Source organism: Pseudoduganella sp. R-43, from assembly GCF_049913255.1.
Classification (GTDB): Bacteria; Pseudomonadota; Gammaproteobacteria; order Burkholderiales; family Burkholderiaceae_D; genus Rugamonas.
The window spans coordinates 3,148,032-3,167,071 of the sequence record NZ_CP183988.1 but is presented as its reverse complement, the minus strand read 5'-3'; the positions used below and the strand labels follow the sequence as shown (position 1 = coordinate 3,167,071).

At 63.4% G+C, this 19,040-nt stretch carries 18 protein-coding genes and 3 tRNA genes; 8 read left to right on the top strand and 13 right to left on the bottom strand.

Features of this window, described 5'->3' with window-relative positions; all coding sequences use genetic code 11:
* Nucleotides 1–52 precede the first annotated feature (52 nt).
* From ACN9M3_RS14555 to ACN9M3_RS14545, 3 genes are all read right to left on the bottom strand, one after another.
* Nucleotides 53–129 (bottom strand) — tRNA-Arg (locus ACN9M3_RS14555).
* A 55-nt stretch (nt 130–184) separates the two neighbouring features.
* A tRNA-Arg gene (locus ACN9M3_RS14550) sits at nt 185–261 on the bottom strand.
* A 95-nt stretch (nt 262–356) separates the two neighbouring features.
* Nucleotides 357–433: transfer RNA gene (locus tag ACN9M3_RS14545), tRNA-Arg, on the bottom strand.
* Between the two features lie 408 nt (nt 434–841).
* Between ACN9M3_RS14545 and ACN9M3_RS14540 the strand changes: the two genes are divergently transcribed.
* From ACN9M3_RS14540 to ACN9M3_RS14530, 3 genes are all read left to right on the top strand, one after another.
* A complete protein-coding gene (locus ACN9M3_RS14540) occupies nt 842–1,630 on the top strand; it encodes a response regulator (RefSeq protein WP_426171762.1) in 789 nt (262 codons plus the stop codon).
* 47 nt (nt 1,631–1,677) lie between these two features.
* On the top strand, nt 1,678–4,422 hold the full coding sequence (locus ACN9M3_RS14535; RefSeq protein ID WP_426171760.1) for an ATP-binding protein: 2,745 nt from the start codon (nt 1,678–1,680) through the stop codon (nt 4,420–4,422).
* Nucleotides 4,423–4,548: 126 nt separating this feature from the next.
* Nucleotides 4,549–5,526, top strand: a complete 978-nt coding sequence (locus tag ACN9M3_RS14530) for a diguanylate cyclase domain-containing protein (RefSeq protein WP_426323325.1) — start codon at nt 4,549–4,551, stop codon at nt 5,524–5,526.
* 47 nt (nt 5,527–5,573) lie between these two features.
* Here the strand turns inward: ACN9M3_RS14530 and ACN9M3_RS14525 are convergent, their stop codons facing one another.
* Nucleotides 5,574–5,990, bottom strand: coding sequence for a hypothetical protein (locus tag ACN9M3_RS14525; protein WP_426171757.1), 417 nt, complete (start codon nt 5,988–5,990; stop codon nt 5,574–5,576).
* Nucleotides 5,991–6,113: 123 nt separating this feature from the next.
* Between ACN9M3_RS14525 and ACN9M3_RS14520 the strand changes: the two genes are divergently transcribed.
* Nucleotides 6,114–7,745: a response regulator gene (locus ACN9M3_RS14520; RefSeq protein WP_426323323.1), complete on the top strand. Its 1,632-nt coding sequence runs from the start codon at nt 6,114–6,116 to the stop codon at nt 7,743–7,745.
* Here ACN9M3_RS14520 and ACN9M3_RS14515 read toward each other — a convergent pair whose 3' ends face one another.
* On the bottom strand, nt 7,746–8,240 hold the full coding sequence (locus ACN9M3_RS14515) for a hemerythrin domain-containing protein (protein WP_426171755.1): 495 nt from the start codon (nt 8,238–8,240) through the stop codon (nt 7,746–7,748).
* A gap of 115 nt (nt 8,241–8,355) precedes the next feature.
* Here ACN9M3_RS14515 and ACN9M3_RS14510 point away from each other — a divergent pair, with 115 nt between their 5' ends.
* Nucleotides 8,356–9,039 carry a sensor histidine kinase gene (locus ACN9M3_RS14510; protein WP_426323321.1) on the top strand — a complete coding sequence of 228 codons (684 nt, stop codon included), beginning with the start codon at nt 8,356–8,358 and terminating at the stop codon, nt 9,037–9,039.
* Between the two features lie 3 nt (nt 9,040–9,042).
* On the opposite strand, the gene ACN9M3_RS14505 is transcribed toward ACN9M3_RS14510, so the two are convergent.
* The 6 genes from ACN9M3_RS14505 to ACN9M3_RS14480 form a co-directional block, all read right to left on the bottom strand.
* Nucleotides 9,043–9,450 (bottom strand): hypothetical protein, encoded by a 408-nt coding sequence (locus ACN9M3_RS14505; RefSeq protein WP_426171751.1) that lies wholly within the window; start codon nt 9,448–9,450, stop codon nt 9,043–9,045.
* Nucleotides 9,447–10,745 (bottom strand): NAD(P)/FAD-dependent oxidoreductase, encoded by a 1,299-nt coding sequence (locus ACN9M3_RS14500; protein ID WP_426171750.1) that lies wholly within the window; start codon nt 10,743–10,745, stop codon nt 9,447–9,449. Before ACN9M3_RS14500 ends, ACN9M3_RS14505 begins: the two co-directional genes overlap by 4 nt.
* A 54-nt stretch (nt 10,746–10,799) precedes the next feature.
* Nucleotides 10,800–11,252, bottom strand: coding sequence for a hypothetical protein (locus tag ACN9M3_RS14495; RefSeq protein WP_426171749.1), 453 nt, complete (start codon nt 11,250–11,252; stop codon nt 10,800–10,802).
* Nucleotides 11,253–11,363: 111 nt separating this feature from the next.
* A complete protein-coding gene (locus ACN9M3_RS14490; protein WP_426323318.1) occupies nt 11,364–12,938 on the bottom strand; it encodes a hypothetical protein in 1,575 nt (524 codons plus the stop codon).
* 54 nt (nt 12,939–12,992) lie between these two features.
* On the bottom strand, nt 12,993–13,163 hold the full coding sequence (locus tag ACN9M3_RS14485; RefSeq protein WP_426171745.1) for a hypothetical protein: 171 nt from the start codon (nt 13,161–13,163) through the stop codon (nt 12,993–12,995).
* A 38-nt stretch (nt 13,164–13,201) separates the two neighbouring features.
* The gene (locus tag ACN9M3_RS14480; protein WP_055926035.1) at nt 13,202–13,696 is read right to left on the bottom strand and encodes an Lrp/AsnC ligand binding domain-containing protein; all 495 of its coding nucleotides are present in this window, start codon (nt 13,694–13,696) and stop codon (nt 13,202–13,204) included.
* 99 nt (nt 13,697–13,795) lie between these two features.
* On the opposite strand from ACN9M3_RS14480, the gene ACN9M3_RS14475 reads away from it, so the two are divergent.
* Nucleotides 13,796–15,085 carry a D-amino acid dehydrogenase gene (locus ACN9M3_RS14475; RefSeq protein WP_426323315.1) on the top strand — a complete coding sequence of 430 codons (1,290 nt, stop codon included), beginning with the start codon at nt 13,796–13,798 and terminating at the stop codon, nt 15,083–15,085.
* A 130-nt stretch (nt 15,086–15,215) separates the two neighbouring features.
* Entirely contained in the window at nt 15,216–16,052 is an 837-nt protein-coding gene (locus ACN9M3_RS14470; RefSeq protein WP_426171740.1) for an HDOD domain-containing protein, read from the top strand.
* Here the strand turns inward: ACN9M3_RS14470 and hmpA are convergent.
* Together hmpA and ACN9M3_RS14460 are read right to left on the bottom strand one after the other, a co-directional pair.
* Entirely contained in the window at nt 16,049–17,230 is a 1,182-nt protein-coding gene (hmpA, locus tag ACN9M3_RS14465) for an NO-inducible flavohemoprotein (RefSeq protein ID WP_426323313.1), read from the bottom strand. The genes ACN9M3_RS14470 and hmpA overlap by 4 nt on opposite strands.
* A 75-nt stretch (nt 17,231–17,305) precedes the next feature.
* Nucleotides 17,306–17,758 (bottom strand): RrF2 family transcriptional regulator, encoded by a 453-nt coding sequence (locus ACN9M3_RS14460; protein ID WP_426323311.1) that lies wholly within the window; start codon nt 17,756–17,758, stop codon nt 17,306–17,308.
* A 93-nt stretch (nt 17,759–17,851) separates the two neighbouring features.
* Here ACN9M3_RS14460 and ACN9M3_RS14455 point away from each other — a divergent pair, with 93 nt between their 5' ends.
* Nucleotides 17,852–19,039 carry an NnrS family protein gene (locus tag ACN9M3_RS14455; RefSeq protein ID WP_426323309.1) on the top strand — a complete coding sequence of 396 codons (1,188 nt, stop codon included), beginning with the start codon at nt 17,852–17,854 and terminating at the stop codon, nt 19,037–19,039.
* Nucleotide 19,040: the final 1 nt, after the last annotated feature.

The window sequence follows — 19,040 nt, the reverse complement described above, 5'->3', positions numbered from 1 at the left end:
AACGGCAAAAAGCAAAAAGGGTCCACACCTCCCGGTATGGACCCTTTCAATTTGGCGCGGCTGGCAGGAATCGAACCCACGACCCCTTGGTTCGTAGCCAAGTACTCTATCCAGCTGAGCTACAGCCGCAAAAACTGCTTTTTCCTCGCCACTCGACAGCGGCGGGTACAACACTTATAAAATCTGGCGCGGCTGGCAGGAATCGAACCCACGACCCCTTGGTTCGTAGCCAAGTACTCTATCCAGCTGAGCTACAGCCGCAAAAACTAAATTATAACAGTCAGTTATGCATACTACCAACTTCCTGCTACTCCCTTCGCTCGACAGCAAAGGGCACAAACTTCTACAACAAATTCTGGCGCGGCTGGCAGGAATCGAACCCACGACCCCTTGGTTCGTAGCCAAGTACTCTATCCAGCTGAGCTACAGCCGCTTAAGAAGCAGGATTATATCGCATGAATTTCGTTTTGGAAAGCTTACGTTCTACTCAACTTTCCAAGGCGAAACCAGCGTTTCCGGCTCTTTCCTGCGCAGTATCCTGTGCAAGGAGGCAGCATTATATGTGGGTGTTTCGAGCTTGTCCAGTCTCGCGAAACATTTTCTTTTATTGCCTTCCAGACATTGTTACTTCATTCATGAAACTTATTTCTCTCATCATGAATCGAAATTGGATCTTTATTCCGCGATGCAGCATCATTCACCTGTCTCCTCTATTCTCCTCCAAGAAAATAGAATTCGGGCCCGCAGATAGCGGGCCTTTTTTTTTGTCGTCCTTGGTGTAGCATTGCCCATATTGACATCCCGGCACTGATACAACATGGCGCAAATCGCAGGTGAAAGCATGGCAACCCAGGACTGGTCGCGCGCCGACCTCGGCCCGCAGGAGACCTGGCCCCAGGCCTTGCGCCTGGTGCTGGACATCATGCTCAATACGCCGCTGCCGATGCTGCTGATGTGGAGCCGCCGGCAAGTCATGCTCTACAACCAGGCCTACGCCAGCAATGTCGGCACCGCCAGCGCAGTGCCGCCCGGCGGCACCGTCCCTGCCGTGCCACCTTCGGCCTGGAGCTGGAACCCGCCGGCGATCGAACAAGCCTGGGCCGGGCAAAGCCTGGTCTTTCCGCGCCAGCCGCTCAAGCTGTGGCGCGACGGCCGCATGGCCGAAGCAAGCTTCGACCTGCATTACACCCCCGTGCGCGAAGCCGATGGCGCGGTTGTCGGCATTTTGTGCACGCTGGCCCCGGCCAGCGCTGCGCCCTTGCCCGCCGCCGCTGCCAATGACGGCCACTTGCGCATCCTGGTGGTGGAAGATAACCAGGACGCCCAATACCTCGTGTGCGAAATGCTGCGCGCCTTCGGCCATGAGGTCAGCGCAGCAGCCAACGGCGAAGCCGCGCTCGAACTGCTGGCCGAGCGGGAGTATGACGTACTGTTCAGCGACGTCAGCCTGCCCGGCATGAGCGGCGTCGAACTGGGCCGCACCGCCCTCAAGCGCCAGCCACGCCTGCGCATCATCTTTGCGTCCGGCTACAGCCAGTCTTTGACCAGCCACCTTGACTTCCCCGCCGTATCGATGCAAAAGCCGTATGACATCGAGCAGCTCCAGCAGGTATTGCAAGGTTTGCACTAAGCAATAGTGCGTCGGCAAGTTGCTTGTCAAGGCTACAATCGAACGTTATGAGTCCCGATCCCCGCACGCACAACGTACTGGATAGCATGGGTGACGGCTTTGCCGTCATTGCCAGGGACTGGACCGTCCAATACCTGAACCCGAAAGCGGCCGACATGCTGCAGCCGCAGGTTCCCGTGCTGCACGATCCGCGCGGCCAGCTTTTGTGGCGCGCCTTTCCGGCCCTGGCTGGCGGCGCGCTGGAGGCGCCGCTGCGCCGCACCCTCGAACAGGGCTTGCCCGCCACCTGCGAACTGCTTTACCAGCCCAGCCAGCGCTGGCTGGAAGTACGCGCCTGGCCATCGCCGCTGGGCATGACCTGCCTGCTGCTCGACATCCACCAGCGCAAGCTGCACGAACGCGGCCTGCGCGAAAGCACCAACCGCCTGCAAGTGGCGCTGGCCGCCGGCCGCCTCGGCGACTGGGAATGGAATGCCGCCACCAACCTGGTGCGCCTGGGCCGCCGCGCGGCGGAAATCTTCGAGCTGCCAGCCGAGATCCCGATTACCTGGCCGGTGCTGCGCGACCGCATTGCAGCGCAGGATTTCGAGGTGGTCGAACAGGCCTTCACCGATGCCGTCCAGGCGCGGCGCGATTTCAATGTCGAATGCCGCATCCGCCACCGCGATGGCGCGACCTGCTGGCTGTCCGTGATCGGCCATGGCGATTTCAGCGAAGATGGCCAGCTGCGCGGCGTGATCGGCATGATGCAGGACATCACGGCGCGCAAGTCCACCGAAGACGCCCTGCGCAACAGCGAAGAGGAATTGCGAGCGCTGGCCAACAGCATTCCGCAACTGGCCTGGATCGCCAGCAGCGATGGCGCCATGATGTGGTACAACGAGCGCTGGCAGGAATACACCGGCACGGACGACCAGCACATGCTGGGCGATGGCTGGCGCCAGGTGTATGCGCCGGAAGCCATCCCCGCCATGCTGGCGCACTGGCGCCTCTCGGTGGAAACCGGCCGCCCTTTCGAAATGGAATTCCCGATCCGCGCGCGCGATGGCCAGTACCGCTGGTTCCTGACGCGCGCCAACCCCATGCGCGACGCCAGCGGCCGCATCCTGCGCTGGTTCGGCACCAGCACCGACGTCGACCAGGTCAAGCGGGTGCAGGAGCAGCTGCGCGATGAAACCAATATCCTGGAGCTGCTGAACAGCACCGGCACCGCCCTGGTGCAGAACCGCGACCTGCATTCGCTGTTGCAGGATGTCACCGATGCCGCCACCAGCATTTCCGGCGCGCGCTTTGGCGCCTTCTTCTACCATGGCGCCGATGGCGACGACGCCAAGCAGGCCATGCACACGCTGTCGGGCGCTCCGCCGGACGACTTCCAGGGACTGCCGCATCCGCAAGTGCGCAGCGGCCTGGCCGTGCCGGTGCTGGCCCGCGCCGGCGAAGTGGTCGGCACGCTGTTTTTCGGCCACCCCGAACCGAATATGTTCAACGAGCGCACCGAGCGCATCGTCAGCGGCGTGGCCGCGCAGGCCGGCATCGCGATCGACAATGCGCGCATGGTCGACGCCGCCCAGCGCGCCGCCGAAGAACGCAAGGTGCTGCTGGACCGCGAACGCAACGCGCGCGCCGAAGCCGAGCGCAGCAGCCAGATGAAGGACGAATTCCTGGCCACGCTGTCGCACGAACTGCGCACGCCGCTGACCGCCATCCTCGGCTGGGCGCAGGTTCTGCGGCGCGGCAACCGCACGCCGGAAGAACAGTTGCGCGGCCTGGAAACCATCGAGCGCAACGCACGCGCCCAGGCCCAGCTGATCGAGGACTTGCTGGACATGGGCCGCATCACTTCCGGCAAAGTCCTGCTGGACATGAAGCTGCTGCTGCCTTCCGTAGTGGTCGATGCCGCGCTGGATGCGGTGCGCCCGGCCGCCGAAGCCAAGGGCATCCGCCTGGAACGCGACTTCTCCTCCACCGGCCACGTGGCGGGCGACGCCAACCGCCTGCAGCAGGTGGTATGGAACCTGCTCACCAACGCGCTCAAGTTCACGCCGCGCGGCGGCACGGTGCGCGCTTCGATCTGGGCGCATGAAGGCCACGTCGACATCACGGTCACCGACAACGGCCTGGGCATCCGCCACGAATTCCTGCCCTATGTCTTCGAGCGTTTCCGCCAGGCCGACGCCTCGACCACGCGGCGGCACGGCGGGCTCGGGCTGGGCCTGTCCATCGTCAAGCACCTGGTGGAGCAGCACGGCGGCACGGTCTCGGCAGCCAGCGAAGGCGAAGGCATGGGCTCCAGCTTCAGCGTGCGGCTGCCGCTGGCCAGCGGCGAGATCCGCGCCGCGCGCATGCACAGCCCGCCGCGCAGCGAGAGCGTGCCCCTGCCCGACCTGGGCTTGCGCGACCTGGGCGGCCTGAAAGTGTTGCTGGTGGACGACGAAGCCGATGCGCGCGAATTGATCAGCCGGATATTGCGGGATTGCAACTGCGAGGTGCAGCCAGCGGCCAATGCCGCCGAAGCCGTTGCCCTGGCCCGCGCCAGCCGCTATGACTTGCTGGTCAGCGACATCGGCATGCCCGATGTGGACGGATTTGAATTGTTGTCACGCATTCGCGCGCTCGGCCCCGCCCGCGGCGGCGCCCTGCCCGCCATCGCCCTCACCGCCTTCGCCCGGCCGGAAGACCGCCTCACTGCGCTCGAATCAGGCTTCCTTGACCATGTGCCCAAACCCATAGAACCTTCTGAACTGGTAGCCACTATTGAGCGCGTCTGCCATGCCAGCAAGAGTGGTTGAGGACTACCCTAGCACGGGAAAATGTCCTACAAGAAACTGGCGAAATCTTTGCTAGACTGGTTAATGACACGTGCGCCGCGGCAAACTGTCGCAAGATACACTGAGAGTCCAGTTCCCGAGACCGCCATGCCAAGCCCTGATGAGATCCTGAATGCCAAGATCTTGGTAGTTGACGATTGCGCCGACAACATCGACCTGATGTTGGAGATCCTGCGCGATGCCGGTTACACCAATGTGACGGCCACCATGTTGCCGGAGCAGGTTTGCCCCCTGCACCGCCAGCATCGTTACGATCTGATCTTGCTCGACCTGCAAATGCCGGAACTGAATGGTTTCCAGGTCATGAAAGGCCTGAAGGAAATCGAGCAGGAGGGCTACCTCCCGGTGCTGGCCCTGACGGCCCAGCCCAGCTTCAAGATCGCGGCGCTGGAGGCCGGCGCCCGCGACTTCATCAGCAAGCCCTTCGACCTGCTCGAAGTGCACAAGCGCATCCACAATATGCTGGAAGTGCGCCTGCTGTACAAGGAGCTCGCCTCCTACAGCAAGCAACAGCAGGAACTGGCGCTGCACGACCCGCTGACCGGCCTGCCCAATCGCCGCTTGCTGGAAGACCGCATTGCTACCGCCCTGCAACACGCCGCGCGCCAGCAACGCCGCGCCGCGGTCATGTACCTCGACCTCGACGGCTTCAAGGCCGTCAACGATACCCATGGCCACGCCTATGGCGATGAAATCCTCAAACAGGTAGCGCAGCGCCTGGTCAACTCCGCGCGCAAGGAAGATACGGTGGCGCGCATCGGCGGTGATGAATTCGTGATCGTGCTGGGCGATGTCGGCACCCTGGCCGATGCGCAAGAGCCGGCCAGCAAGCTGATCGAGGTGGTGGCCCAGCCTTATATGGTGAATGGCCTGACGCTGCAGCTATCGACCAGCCTTGGCATCGCGCTCTACCCTGACGATGCCAGCACGGTCGACAACCTGATGCATGTGGCCGATGCCGCGCTGTACGAAGCCAAGCGCACCGGCAAGAACCGCTATTGCGCGGCCGCGCACACCGACGCGGCGCTTTCGCCGCAGGCGCAGGCGCAGGTCACGGCTGCGTGATGCCGGCAGCCGATGCGGGCGGCCTGCAAGGCCAGGCCGCCAGGCCGTCACGACGTGGTTTCCGCCTCGCGGCCAATCTCTGTCGACTCCTCAACCTTGCCGGCGTGCTGGTGGTCTTGCTGTGCGTCGACTTTCTCCGGCGCCACTTCAATGCGCGTGATACCGGCATCGACCGAGATCGGATCGCTGGCCGGGAAAGTCATTTCGACTGCATCGTCCAGCAATTCTTCCTTGGCCTTTTCGGCAGGCGCCAGTTGTTCTTCGTCGGCCAGGATTGAAATGGCACATGCCCAGCGCACGAAATTGAGCTGCGCAAATTCGCGCACGGTGCTCACGCCGAACGCGGCATGCAGTGCCTTGGCATCTTTCGGGCTCAGGCCGCGCAAGGCGCTCACGGGAGCATCGGCCAATTCACGGAAACTCTTGTCCACATACTCTTTGTCAACGATGGTGTCGATATTCATGGTCACTCCTCCATTGGACGAGTTTTCACTATGGCAGCAGGGCTGCCGCCTGACTGTGCGCGTGCGTACACAGGACGTGTTCGATTGGCATGTGTTCTTTTGACACAGTAAAGGGGCACGGCTATGATCAGACTGGTGGACAAGCCCAAGATCCTCGTCGTCAATGACGACGCCAACAGTCTCTTCGCGCTGACCAACCTGCTTGAGCAGTGGGCAGCGCAAGAGAGCTACGAAGTCGTCGCCGCACGCTCTGGCGAGGAAGCCTTGCGCGAAGTGCTCACGCACGACTTCGCGGTGATCCTGCTTGATGTGAACATGCCGGGCATGGACGGCTTTGAAACGGCGGAAGCGATCCACCAGCGCCCGCGTTCATCGGACATTCCCATCATCTTCATCACTGCCTTCGTGGCCGATGAACTGGACCGCCTGAAGGCCTACCAGAAAGGCGCGGTCGATTTCCTGTTCACGCCGGTGATCCCGCAAGTCCTGTATGCCAAGATCAGCGTGTTCGTCTCGCTCGCCACCAAGAACGAAGAGCTGCGGCGCCAGGCGCGCCAGCTAAGCCAGCGCACCACCGACCTGATCGCCAGCAACCAGCGCCTGCTGCGCGAGATCGAGGAACGCAAGACCGCCGAGCGCGCCAGCCACGCCAAGGACGAATTCCTCGCCATGCTGGGCCATGAGTTGCGCAACCCCCTGTCGGCCATCAGCAGCGCCGCTTCGCTGATCGGCTTGCCGGGCGTGAACGCGGACAGCGTGAGCCACGCGAAAAAAATCATCCAGCGCCAGAGCCGGCACCTGGGCCGTATCGTGGACGACTTGCTTGACCTCAGTCGTGCCATGTCGGGCAAGATCCTGCTCAATCGCCTGCCGCTCGATCTGTCGGCCCTGCTCAGGACCACGCTGGAAACCTTTCGCGCCACCGGCCGGCTTGATGACTATCACGTGGCCGTCGACATCGCGCCCTGCTGGGTCAATGGCGACGCGACGCGCCTTGAACAAGTCATCAGCAACCTGCTGGACAACGCGCTGAAATACACGCCGCCCGGCGGGCGCATTGAACTGCTTAGCGACGTGGACGATGGCGAGGTGACGATCAGCGTGCACGACAGCGGCGTCGGGATTTCGGCCGAACTGCTACCCCAGGTGTTTGACGTCTTCGTGCAAGGGGCCAGCACGCTGGACCGTGCGCAAGGCGGCCTCGGCATCGGGCTGTCGCTGGTGCGGCGGCTGGTGGAACTACATGGCGGCAATGTGTATGCTGAAAGCGACGGCCCGGGCGAAGGCAGCACCTTCACCCTACACTTGCCCTGCATCGAGCATGTGACTGAACCAAAGGCAATCCCCATGGACACAAGCGAACAGCCGAAACCAGCCGTGCTGCTGGTCGAGGATAACGACGACGGCCGCGAAATGATGGCCATGATGCTGGGCTGCTACGGCTATCCGGTGCAGCATGCGGCCGACGGCTTCCAGGGCCTGGCCAAGGCAGCGGCGGATCGGCCCGACATCGCCCTGGTCGACATCGGCCTGCCCGGCATCGATGGCTATGAAGTGGCGCGCCGCATGCGCGCCAACCCGGAGACCCACCACATCCGGCTGATCGCCCTGACCGGCTACGGCCTGGCGGACGACCAGCGCCGCGTGATGGATGCCGGCTTCGACATGCACCTGGTAAAGCCGGTCGACGTCGAGCAGCTCTTGCGCGCCATCGACCAATGCCTGGCACGTGCACCGGCCACCATGCGCTCCTGATCAGGCACGCACGCGTCCGGCCTGGCTGCCGCGCGCTGGCGGCATGCGCGGCGGCACGAACTCGATTTCCTCCTTGCGCGCTTCGATTTCGCGCGCCAGGGCTTGCAGGTCAAGCTCGGCCTTCTTCGCCAGCGGGAACATCTCACCCTCTTCTTCCTTGACGTGGTGGTTGATGTATTCGCCCAGCACCTTGACCTTGGCGTCGAACAGCTCGTCATGCGGGTCCATTTCGCCGATCTGTGCGATCAGGTCCTTGGCGCTGGAATGTTCGACTGTCGCCTCGTCGACCAGGTCCTCGGCCTCCTTCGAGGCTGCGCGCACAGCCGGATAAAAGAGTTCCTCTTCCGCCGTGGCGTGCCTGGTCAGTTCCAGGCAGATCTTGTCGGCCAGCTTCTTTTTGCTGGTAAAGGCACGTTCGCCCAGCCCCTCGAATTCCTTGAACATGGCTTTGACGTTGGCATGGTCCTGTTTCAACAAAGCAATGGCGTCTTTCATTTTTCATCTCCTCTGGTGAGCTGCCAGATTGACAGGCGCACTGCTGGCTGTATGTGCGCCACCCCACGACCATCCTCATGTATGATCAAGGCAATAAACATGAACCACCAAACATATGTCTGCTCACACGGACGCCGCCGAACTGCGGGAGCTGCTGGGTTACGTCAACAATTGCTGGGACGAAGAGCGGCGCGCCCTGTCGCGCCAGATGCACGACAGCCTCGGTTCTTCGCTGACGGCCCTGACCATGCACCTCGGCCTGTTGACGTCCAAGCTGCCGCAAGAGCCAGCTCTGCTCGACCGCGCTGCCCAGATGAAGAACCTGCTGCACAACATCATCGAAGCCAACCGCGGCATGCAGCACAAGTTGTGGAACGACAAGCTGGAATTTCTCGGCTTGCGGGTGGCGCTGGGCGAGCTGGTCGCCCAGTTCGGCGCCGAACACCTGGTGAAGGCCCACTGCAGCCTGCCGGACGACGAACCGGCCTGTCCACGCGCTCACCGCGTGGTGCTGCTGCGCGCTGCGGAAGAAGGCTTGCGCAACGTGGCCACCCACGCACGCGCCAGCAAGGTCGACGTGATTGTCGACGATATGGAGGACAGCATTGCCCTGGTGGTGAAGGACGACGGCATCGGCCTGCGGCCGCCCACGGTCGCGGACGGCGACTGGCAGGAACACCACGGCTTGCGCATGATACGCGAGCGCGCCATCTTCCTGGGCGGCTCGCTGTTGCTGGCCGCCAACGGCAACCAGGGCGCCATGCTGACCGTCACCCTGCCCAAGCCGCCCTCCAGCTGAGCATCAGCGCTTGCTGCCGCGCTTGAGCGCCATCCAGGCCGAGAGCGGCAGCGCCAGGGCGCCGATTCCAAACCAGAGCCAGACCGGCACATGGAAGCCGTGTTCCTGCCGATACGCCGTCGCAGGTGCGACGGCGCGGTGCACGTCCGGCGCCGCAGGGTTGTAGTACACGGTGATGGTGTCGCCCAGCTTGCGCTGGCTGCAGCCGCCCGGCTCGTGCACCGCGCCACGGCGGCGCTTGCCTTCCAGCGCGAAGTCATACCACCACCGGCCATCGTTATGGCATTCAAGGACAGCCACGCGGCCCGCCACCGTCGCATGGTGGCGCGTCAGTTCGGCAAGTTCGCTAGCGCGGTTGTAGCATCCGCCCAGCAACGCCGCTGCGGCAGCGCCAGCGAGCAGCGCCCTCAATGCAGCTTGACCAGCGGCGTGGCCCGTTTGACAAGGAAACGCGCCACGGCCAGCACGCCGGTACGGATGGTCCCGAGCACGGCCTGGTGATGCAAGAGGTGCAGGCTGACGTACATCATGCGCGCGAAGAAGCCCTCGACGAACCAGCTGAAGCCGCGCAGCGATCCCATCAGGCTGCCGACCGAGGTCGACTGGCCGAACGACACCAGCGAACCATAGTCACGGTAGGCGTAAGGCTTGCCTTGCGGCGCCTTGCCTTTTGCCTGGCGCAGGAAGGTCTGCAGCAGGTAGTCCGCCTGCTGGTGCGCAGCCTGGGCCCGCGGCGGCACGGGCTTGCCATCGGCGCCGATGCACTGCGCGCAATCGCCCAATGCATACACGCCGGGCACGCCCTTGACCTGCAGCTCGCCGGTCACTTCGATCTGGCCGCCCTTGGCAGTCGGCAAGCCAAGCGAGGCCAGGAAGGCCGGCGCCTTGATGCCGGCCGCCCACACCACGATATCCGATGGATAGCTCTGCTCGCCGACCGACACATGGTCTTCGGCAATCGCGGTCACGCGGCAATCGGTGACGACCTTGATGCCGCGTTCGTTGAGCAGCTTCAGCGCAGCGTTCGACACGCGTTCAGGCAGGGGCGCCAGGATGCGCGGCGCGCCTTCCAGCAAGGTGATGCGCACGTCGCGAACCGGGTCGAGGTGGCCAAAGCCATACGAGGTGTAGACGCCGCTGGCTTCGCGCAATTCGGCCGCCAGCTCGACGCCGGTCGCACCACCGCCGATGATCACGACGTCGACGCCGGAAGCGCCCTGCTGCGCACCTTTCTGCAGCGCGGCGCGCGTCAGCAGCTTGAGCAGGGTCAGGCGGAAGCGTTCCGCATCTTCGGTCGCGTTAAGGGAAATGGTGTTTTCGGCCGCGCCAGGCACGCCGAAATAGTTGGAGGTACTGCCGACGGCTATCGTCAGCGACTCGTAGCCGATGCTGCGCTCCGGCAGGACAGTCTCGCCGCCCTCGCTGGTAATGGCCGCCACGGTGATGTGCCTGCTCTTGCTGTCCAGCGCCGTCATGGCGCCATAGACATAGGTGAAGCCGTTGTCGTGCGCCAGCATCTGGTAGGACAGGCCTTCCTGGTGGATATCCAGGGTACCGGCCGCCACCTCGTGCAGCGAAGGCTTCCAGATGTGGTAAAGCCGGCTATCGACCAGCATCACCTGTTGCGGGCCCAGCTTGCGGCCCAGTTTGCAGGCCAGCTCCAGGCCGCCCGCCCCTCCACCTACGATCACATATTTGCTCTGCAAACAGTTCTCCCAAATGTCGGTAGCGAGCGGGCCAGGCCCGGTTACGCTACCGGATTAATGCTTGCCGTGGCCTTTGCCATGGCCATGGCCATTGCCGTGACCGTGCCCATGGCCGCGATCGTCGTCGCGATCGCCGCGATCATCGCGGTCATAGTCGCGGCCGCCGCCACGGTGGTCATCGCGATAGCGCGGTGCATATTCGTTGGTGTACCACTCGTCGCGTACGAAGTAGACATTGCGGCCGCAAGCATTGTATTTGCCGCAATGTTTTGCCCAATCTTTCGCATGGCCTGGCGGGACGCGCAGGTAGAGCGGCTCGGCGATGACGCGTGCCGGGCGCTGGATGATCACTGGCTGCGGGTACAGCACCGGTGGCGGCGCCATATTGCCAAGGTCGATGCGGCCGTAGAAGCCTGGCTGGCCGACGGTGACAGAAACGCCAACATCGGTGGCGAAAGCAGAAGTGCTGAGCGCCAGCATGGCGGCGGCTAAGAGCTGGGTCTTCATGGTCGTGATTATATAAGTAGTTGAAAAAGTGCGTTGTCCGCAGGTTATTGTACCAAAGCAAGACAGTGACTTTCGTACGGTAACGCACATACATTGCCTTCGCGCAACACTTCAGGCGTGGGCCGCCATGGCGGAGCGCAAGCGCGAGATTGCGCCCTGGGCCTGTGAAATGACCTTATCGGCAATACGTTTGCGGACTGCCTGCACGCGGCCGGCAGCTTCGGCCTCGAGCATCAGCGGCGTCAGCAGCTGGGTGGCCGATTCGTGGAAGCTGGAAGCGATCCGGTCCAGCTGGCGGCCGAAAGCGGCCTGTACTTCCTGCAAGCGCTTGCGCAGCTCTTCCTCGAAGGCGCGGCGGCGATCCTGGATTTCGGAGCGCTTGCGGCGGCCGGCATCGGCGAACCACTTGAAGGCGCCGGCCAGCAGCACGGCGCCGCCAACGAAAGGCGCTGCCGGCGCCACTACCGGCAGCACCACGGCCACGCCGAACAGGTAAGCCGCGGTACCGGTACCGGCGGCCGCCACGGCGCTGCCCATCAGGGTGAAATTGGCTGCCGTGTCGACCGACTGCGCCAGGCGGGTGCCGACGCGCATGCGCGGCATCAGCCGCGCCAGGGTGGCGTGGTGCTGGCGCTCAAAGACGGTGCTCTGGGTCAGGCGGATGTCGGACTGGAACAGCGACAGGTCGTGCTGCAGCAAGTCCAGCACTTCTTCCTTGCGCCGCACCACGCGGTCGAGGCGCGATTCCATTTCCTTGCCGAATTGCTCGCCGCTGGCGCGTTCATTAGCTTCCGGATGGCAGGCCAGCGCCAGTTCGATCGCGTTGCCGGCGTCATGCACGACGTCGTCGATATCCTGGTTCAGCATGCGGCGCTCGTAGGCGATGCGCGCATCGACCAGGGCCAGCCGCTGCTGCACCTGCTGGCGCAATTGCTGTGCGGTGGCCAGCAAGCCGGCCGCACTGGCCTCGCAGGCCAGCGGGGAACTCTCGTGCTCACGGTAACTCTCGATCCCCTGGCAGATGGTCGACACCGCACGCTCGACGGCGGTATGCAGCTCTTCCTGGCTCATCAAGCCCCCGTTGTAGCCGCGGGCATGGTTCAGCAATTCGGCGTGCCCCATCGCACGGCCGAAGTCGGCCACGGCATCGGCCAGGCCGCGGCCCTTGACGAGCTTGCGCGCCTGGTTGCCCAGGTTGCTGAGCAAGCGGCGCTCTTCTTCCGGCGGCAGGCCAAACAACTGTTCCGGCGCCAGCTTGATGTGCAGGGCCTTGGCGACCTTTTGCGCCAGCGGCCGGGCGGCGGTGCCTTGCAGCGCCAACAACGGCTTCATCAGGTTAAAGGCCTTGTGGCGCGCCTGCTCCGCGACGGTCGGGCTGGAACGGGCCAGGGCCTGCAAAGCCCAGTCCACGCCGATGCCGCATTCGATCGCGTTCAGCATGATGGCGGTGAAGACGGCGGAAGCGCGGCCATCGCCGGCCAGGTCGGTCACGGCGGCAAATTGAGCCAGGGTCAGCGCGCCTTCGGTGCCGGCGATGGCGCCGACGGTGCGGGCCAGGTTGGAAGTGAAGCTCTGGTCGGAAGAAAGATGTTCGTCGAGGCCACGCAACAGCACAGCGTGCTCGGGTGCAGCCGGCGCGGGGGCGGCTGGTGTGGTGACGCTCGCGGCTCCATAAGTGCTTTGCACAAATACTCCGTTCGCTCAGTCCAGGCTAATGGCATTCTAGACCAAGTGAGCTCATCACCCAAACAGTTTCACGATTGCAGCAGTCAGCGCCGCATTAGCTGCAGTCTGTATCACCATCCAATGCAGGATTTCGGACTTCTGCCGCTCCATCGCCAGCAGCAGTTCCTGCTTCAGTTCCACGAGGTCGGACATATGCGCCACCGGATCGGGTTTGTTTGAGGACATGTTACGCTCCTTGGTCAGAAAGCGTCATTGTCCCGCGGCTATGGAGCGGGCTCCGTGGGCAAAATCAAGGTTTCCTTGATTTCCTCCATGACGACATAGGACTTCGATTGCGCCGCGCCCGGAAGGTTCAACAGCATGTCGCCGAGCAGCTTGCGGTACTCTGCCATCTCATGGATGCGCGCCTTGATCAGGTAATCGAAATCGCCCGACACCAGGTGGCACTCCTGCACTTCCGGAATCCGCAGCACCTCGCGGCGGAACTGCTCGAAATGGCTGGCCGATTTCTGGTTCAGCGTGATCTCCACAAACACCAGCAAGCTGGCGCCCAGCGCACGCGGATTGAGCCGCGCGTGATAGCCGGCAATCACCCCGTCGCGCTCCATGCGCTTGACCCGCTCGATGGTCGGCGTGATCGACAGCCCGACCTGCTCGCTCAAGTCCTTCATGGCAATACGCGCATCCTCCTGCAGGATGCGCAGTATTTTGCGGTCAATCTTGTCCAGCCCCCGGGCCGATTCTTTTTGAATTCGCATGATTTTTTACTGTTTTTGCCTTTTCATATAGTAACAAATACTAGGAAAACTTAGTTATCCTAGCAAAATAATCCGCAACAAATATTCCGGAGGCAATTCATGCGCGTAGTTATCCTTGGCAGCGGCGTTATCGGCGTCACCAGTGCCTATTACCTGGCCCAGGCCGGCCACGATGTCACCGTACTGGATCGCCAGCCGGGCCCTGCCCTGGAAACCAGCTTCGCCAATGCCGGCCAGATTTCGCCGGGCTACGCCTCGCCATGGGCGGCCCCGGGCATTCCGCTGAAAGCCATGAAATGGATGCTGCAGCGCCATGCGCCGCTGTCCATCACGCCCGACGGCACCACCTTCCAGCTGAAGTGGATGTGGCAGATGCTGCGCAACTGCAATGCCGAATCCTACGCCATCAACAAGGAACGCATGGTGCGCCTGGCAGAGTACAGCCGCGACTGCTTCAAAGTGCTGCGCGCCGCCACCGGCATCGCATACGAAGGCCGCCAGCAAGGCACCACCCAGCTGTTCCGCACCCAGGCCCAGCTGGACGGCGCCGCCAAGGACATCGAAGTCCTGAAGGAAACCGGCGTGCCCTACGAACTGCTGACCGGCGCCGACCTGATGAAAGCCGAGCCAGGCCTGGCCGCATCGCAGCACAAGCTGGTCGGCGGCCTGCGCCTGCCGAACGATGAAACCGGCGACTGCCAGATGTTCACCACCCGCCTGGAAGCGATGGCGAAGGAACTGGGCGTCAAGTTCCGCTACGGCGTATCGATCGACAAGCTGGTGACCGACGGCGACAAGGTCAAAGGCGTGCAATGCGGCGCCGAGCTGGTGGAAGGCGACTCCTTCGTGGTGGCGCTGGGCGCCTACTCGACCCCGTTCCTGAAAGAACTGTTCGAGATTCCGGTGTATCCGCTGAAAGGCTACTCGATCACCGTGCCGATCGTCGACGGCGACAAAGCCCCGACCTCGACCATCCTGGACGAAACGTACAAGATTGCCGTGACCCGCTTCGACGACCGCATCCGCGTTGGCGGCATGGCGGAAATCGCCGGCTACAACACCAGGCTCAACCCACGTCGCCGCGAGACCCTGGAAATGGTGGTGAACGACCTGTTCCCGGGCGCCGGCAATACCGCCGAAGCCACCTTCTGGACCGGCCTGCGCCCGATGACCCCGGACGGCACGCCCGTGGTAGGCCGTACCGCCATCCGCAACCTGTTCACCAACACCGGCCACGGCACGCTGGGCTGGACCATGAGCTGCGGCTCGGCGCAACTGCTGGCCGACATCATGTCCGCCAAGCGCCCCGCCATCTTCGCCGACGACCTGTCGGTAGCACGTTACAGCCAGGAACGCCCAGCCCGCCAGCCGCAACTGGCCGGCGCCTAACAAATTAAAAGTCGGGGTCAGGTCTGGCAATCCGCCATCTTTTTCGCATGGCGAAAAAGATGGCGGATTGCCAGACCTGACCCCGACTTTCATTTGGCAGTATCGCAGCTGGGGCCGTATAATTTTCGGCATGAATAAACTGGAAGCCTTCGGACACGTCGCCGCGCTGGCGATCCGCGGAGACCTCGTGTTTCCTACCAGCGTTAATGCCGCCCTGCGAGTGCAGCTCGCCCTGGACGATCCGGACTGCCCGATGGAAGATGCCATCAAGCTGGTGCTGGCCGAGCCGCAACTGGCCGCGCGCACCGTCTCGCTGTCCAACTCCGCCATGTTCAACCGCACCGGCGGGCCGGATATCACCAACGTCCGCAATGCCATCATGCGCGTGGGTTACCACAACCTGTACGCGCTGGCTGCGGCCATGGTGGTGCGCGCCTTCGGCAGCAAGATCACCGATCCCGGACTGCGCGCCAAGGCCGAGCAGCTGTGGCAGCACACCATCCACGTCGCCTGCCTGGCGCGCATCATCGCGCGTGAAGTCACCGGCGTGAATCCGGACACCGCCCTGTTTGCGGCCATCGTGCATGAAGTGGGCAGCTTCTACCTGCTGTCGCGCGCCGACGAATTCCCCGGCCTGCTGGAGCCCGATCCGGAGAACTGGCAGACTGCGAGCGAAGAGATCATCACGCGTGAAGTGCTGAAGAAGCTGGGCATCCCGGCCGAGGTGGCGGAAGCCATTGAAAACCTGCGCAGCGGCATGCTGCAGATCCCGCCCGAGACCCTGCTCGACACCCTGCTGCTGGCCAACCACTTCGCGCCGGTTACCTCGCCGCTGGCCCCGGAGCAGCAACAGCCGCCGCATGAGGATTCCGTGATGGACCTGTTCATCGACGCCGAGAAGCGCGAGCAGATGCTGGAAGAAGCGGAAGCCGATGCTTCCGCCATGAACGCAGCGCTGCTGGTTTAATCGAGCGCTTTGGCCGGGCCGAAGAACTCGTAGTAGGTCTGCGCTTCCGGCACGCCCAGTTCGCGCAGGCTGCGCTTTACCGCCTGCATGAACGGCACCGGGCCGAGGAAGTAGGCGTCGACGTCGCGCGATTGCGGCAGCCATTCACCCAGCTCCTTGTTGCCCAGCAGGCCGACAGCGTCGGCTTGCGGTTGGCCGTCGCGGTCTTCCGCATAAATATAGTGGCGCTTCAGCTGCGGGTGGCGTTCTGCCAGGCCATCGACGTGGTCGCGGAAGGCGTGCACACCGCCGTGGCGGGCGGCATGGATGAAGCGGATTTCTCGGCCGGTTTCCAGCGCCTGGTCCAGCATCGCCAGGGTCGGGGTAATGCCGACGCCGCCGGAGATCAGCACGATCGGGCGGCTGCCTTCGGCCAGCGTGAAGGCGCCGGTCGGCGGGAACAGGTCCACGGTATCGCCTTCATTCAGTTGCGCATGCAGGAAGCCCGACACCTTGCCGGCTTCCTCGCGCTTGACGCTGATCTGGTAAGTCTGGCCGTTCGGCGCCGCCGACAGCGAATACTGGCGGCGCTGCTCTTCCCCATCCACCACCACGCGGATGCCGATGTACTGGCCCGGCGTGAAACCGAGCACCGGCTTGCCGTCGACAGGACGGAAGACAAAGCTGGTGATCTCGTCGCTCTCGACACGCTTGGCCGCCACCACGAACTGGCGCGCCCCCATCCATCCGCCCGGTGCTGCCGCCGCGGCCTCATAGGTCTTGCCTTCGGCGCCGATCAGGATTTCAGCCAGTTGGCCGTATGCCGCGCCCCAGGCCTCGAGTACCGCGTCGGTAGCGGTTTCGGCGCCGAGCACTTCGCGGATGGCTTTCAGCAGGCTGGCGCCCACCATCGGGTAGTGTTCCGGCTGGATCTGCAGCGCAACGTGCTTGGTGACGATGGTATTGACCAGCGGACCCAGTGCTTCCAGGCGCTCGATATGCCTGGCGTACATCAGGATGCCGTTGGCCAGGGCGCGCTGCTGGTCGCCGCTATGCTGGTGGGCCTGGTTGAAGAACGGTTTCACCTGCGGGAAGTCGGTGAACAGGGTCTGGTAGAAGTGGCGGGTCAGGGCTTCGCCGCCTTGCTCCAGGATTGGGACGGTGGCGGTGACGATGGCACAGTGTTCTGCGGACAGCATGGGTATGGCTCCTTCTCGGATAAACATGCACCCATAATACATGTTTAACTTAAACTGCGTCAATAAAGATGCAGATCAAATGCGCATTTTCTGAAGGATCACCGGCTGCGCACCGTCCTTGCCCTTCGGGCCCGGCAGGATGTCGGCCAGCGTCATGCCATCCAGTACGTGCAGGAAGGCTTCCGTCGCTTCGCCAAGCTTGCGCTTCAGGGCGCAATCGCGCAGGAAGGCGCAGTGCCCAGGCTCGGCTTCGAAGCATTCGGCGATGTAGAAATCCGATTCGCTGTCGCGCACCACTTCGCCGATATTGATGTCTTCCGGTTCGCGGTTCAAACGCAGGCCGCCGTGCCGGCCGCGCACGGTTTCAACCAGGCCGCTGGCGCCCAACTGGTGGATCACCTTGGTCAGGTGGTTCTTCGAGATGTCATGCAGGTCCGCGATCTCCTGGATCGTGACCAGCTTGTCGCGGTTCATGCCGAGGTACATCAGCGAACGCAGGGTGTAGTCGGTAAAGGATGTCAGTCTCATGATCTACGTCATATAAAGATGCATTCAAAATATTGCTTTAGCCACAGGCCTAATGTAGCATTCATTATACATCTTAAGAACATGAGGCCAGCCATGCGCAGCATCCATATTCCCACCGAGCCAACGCCAGCCGGGCAACCGCATCCCTTGCTGCGCCTGGGCTTCCGCCCTTTCTACCTGCTGGCCGCAGTGCTGGCGATGCTGTCGGTACCAATGTGGCTGCTGGCCTACAAGGGCATGCTGCCCGCCCTGCCCGCCGCCAACATGCTGTGGCATATGCATGAAATGGTATTCGGCTTTGGCGGCGCCGTGATCGTCGGCTTCCTGTTTACAGCGGGCCGCAACTGGACCAACCTGCAAACGCCGGCCGGCGGCCAGCTCGCAGGGCTGGCCGTGCTGTGGATCGCCGGCCGCTTGGCCATGCTGCTGGCGCCAGGCGTGCCGGCGCTGCTGGTCGACGGCCTGTTCCTGCCGCTGTGCGCCATCGCGTTCGGCCGCGTGCTTTACCAGGCGCAAAGCAAGCGCAATTACCCGATCTGCGGCATCCTGGCCTTGCTGTCGATCGCCAACCTGCTGTTCCATGCGGCGGCCAACGGCTGGATTTCCCTGTCGCCGCTGACTCCCGTGCATGGCGCGATCCTGATGATCACGGTGCTGGAAGCCGTGATCGGGGGCCGCGTGATCCCGATGTTCACCCGCAACGGCGCGCCGGGCAGCCAGCCTGCGACCGTGGCGTGGCGCGAAAAGGCCAGCATTGCCCTCCTGCTGGCGACGGCGCTGGCATGGGTGGCGGGCTTGCCAGGCTTCGTGGTGGCGCCGGTGGCTTTTGCGGCGGCAGCCATCAATGCCATCCGCCTGCTCGGCTGGGCGCCCTTTGCGACCGTGCGCGTTCCCTTGCTGTGGATCCTGCACCTGGCCTATGCCTGGATCGTGGCCGGCCTGCTCCTGCTGGGCTTTGCGGCGCTGGGCATCGGCTCCGCCAGCAGCGCCTTCCACGCCTTGGCCGTGGGCGGCATGTCGGGCCTGATCCTCGGCATGATCACCCGTACCGCGCTGGGTCACACTGGCCGCATGCTGCGCGCCGGCCGCGCCGAAAGCGCAATGTATCTTTTACTGCAAGCTGGCGCCCTGGGCCGTTTGTGTGCCAATATTCTTCCTGCCGGAATGCGTGACTTCCTGTTACTGGGCTCGGCACTGGCCTGGTCGGTCGCCTTCCTGCTCTACCTGTTCGTATATGCGCCTTACTTAAGCCAGGCCCGCATTGACGGGCGGGAAGGTTAAA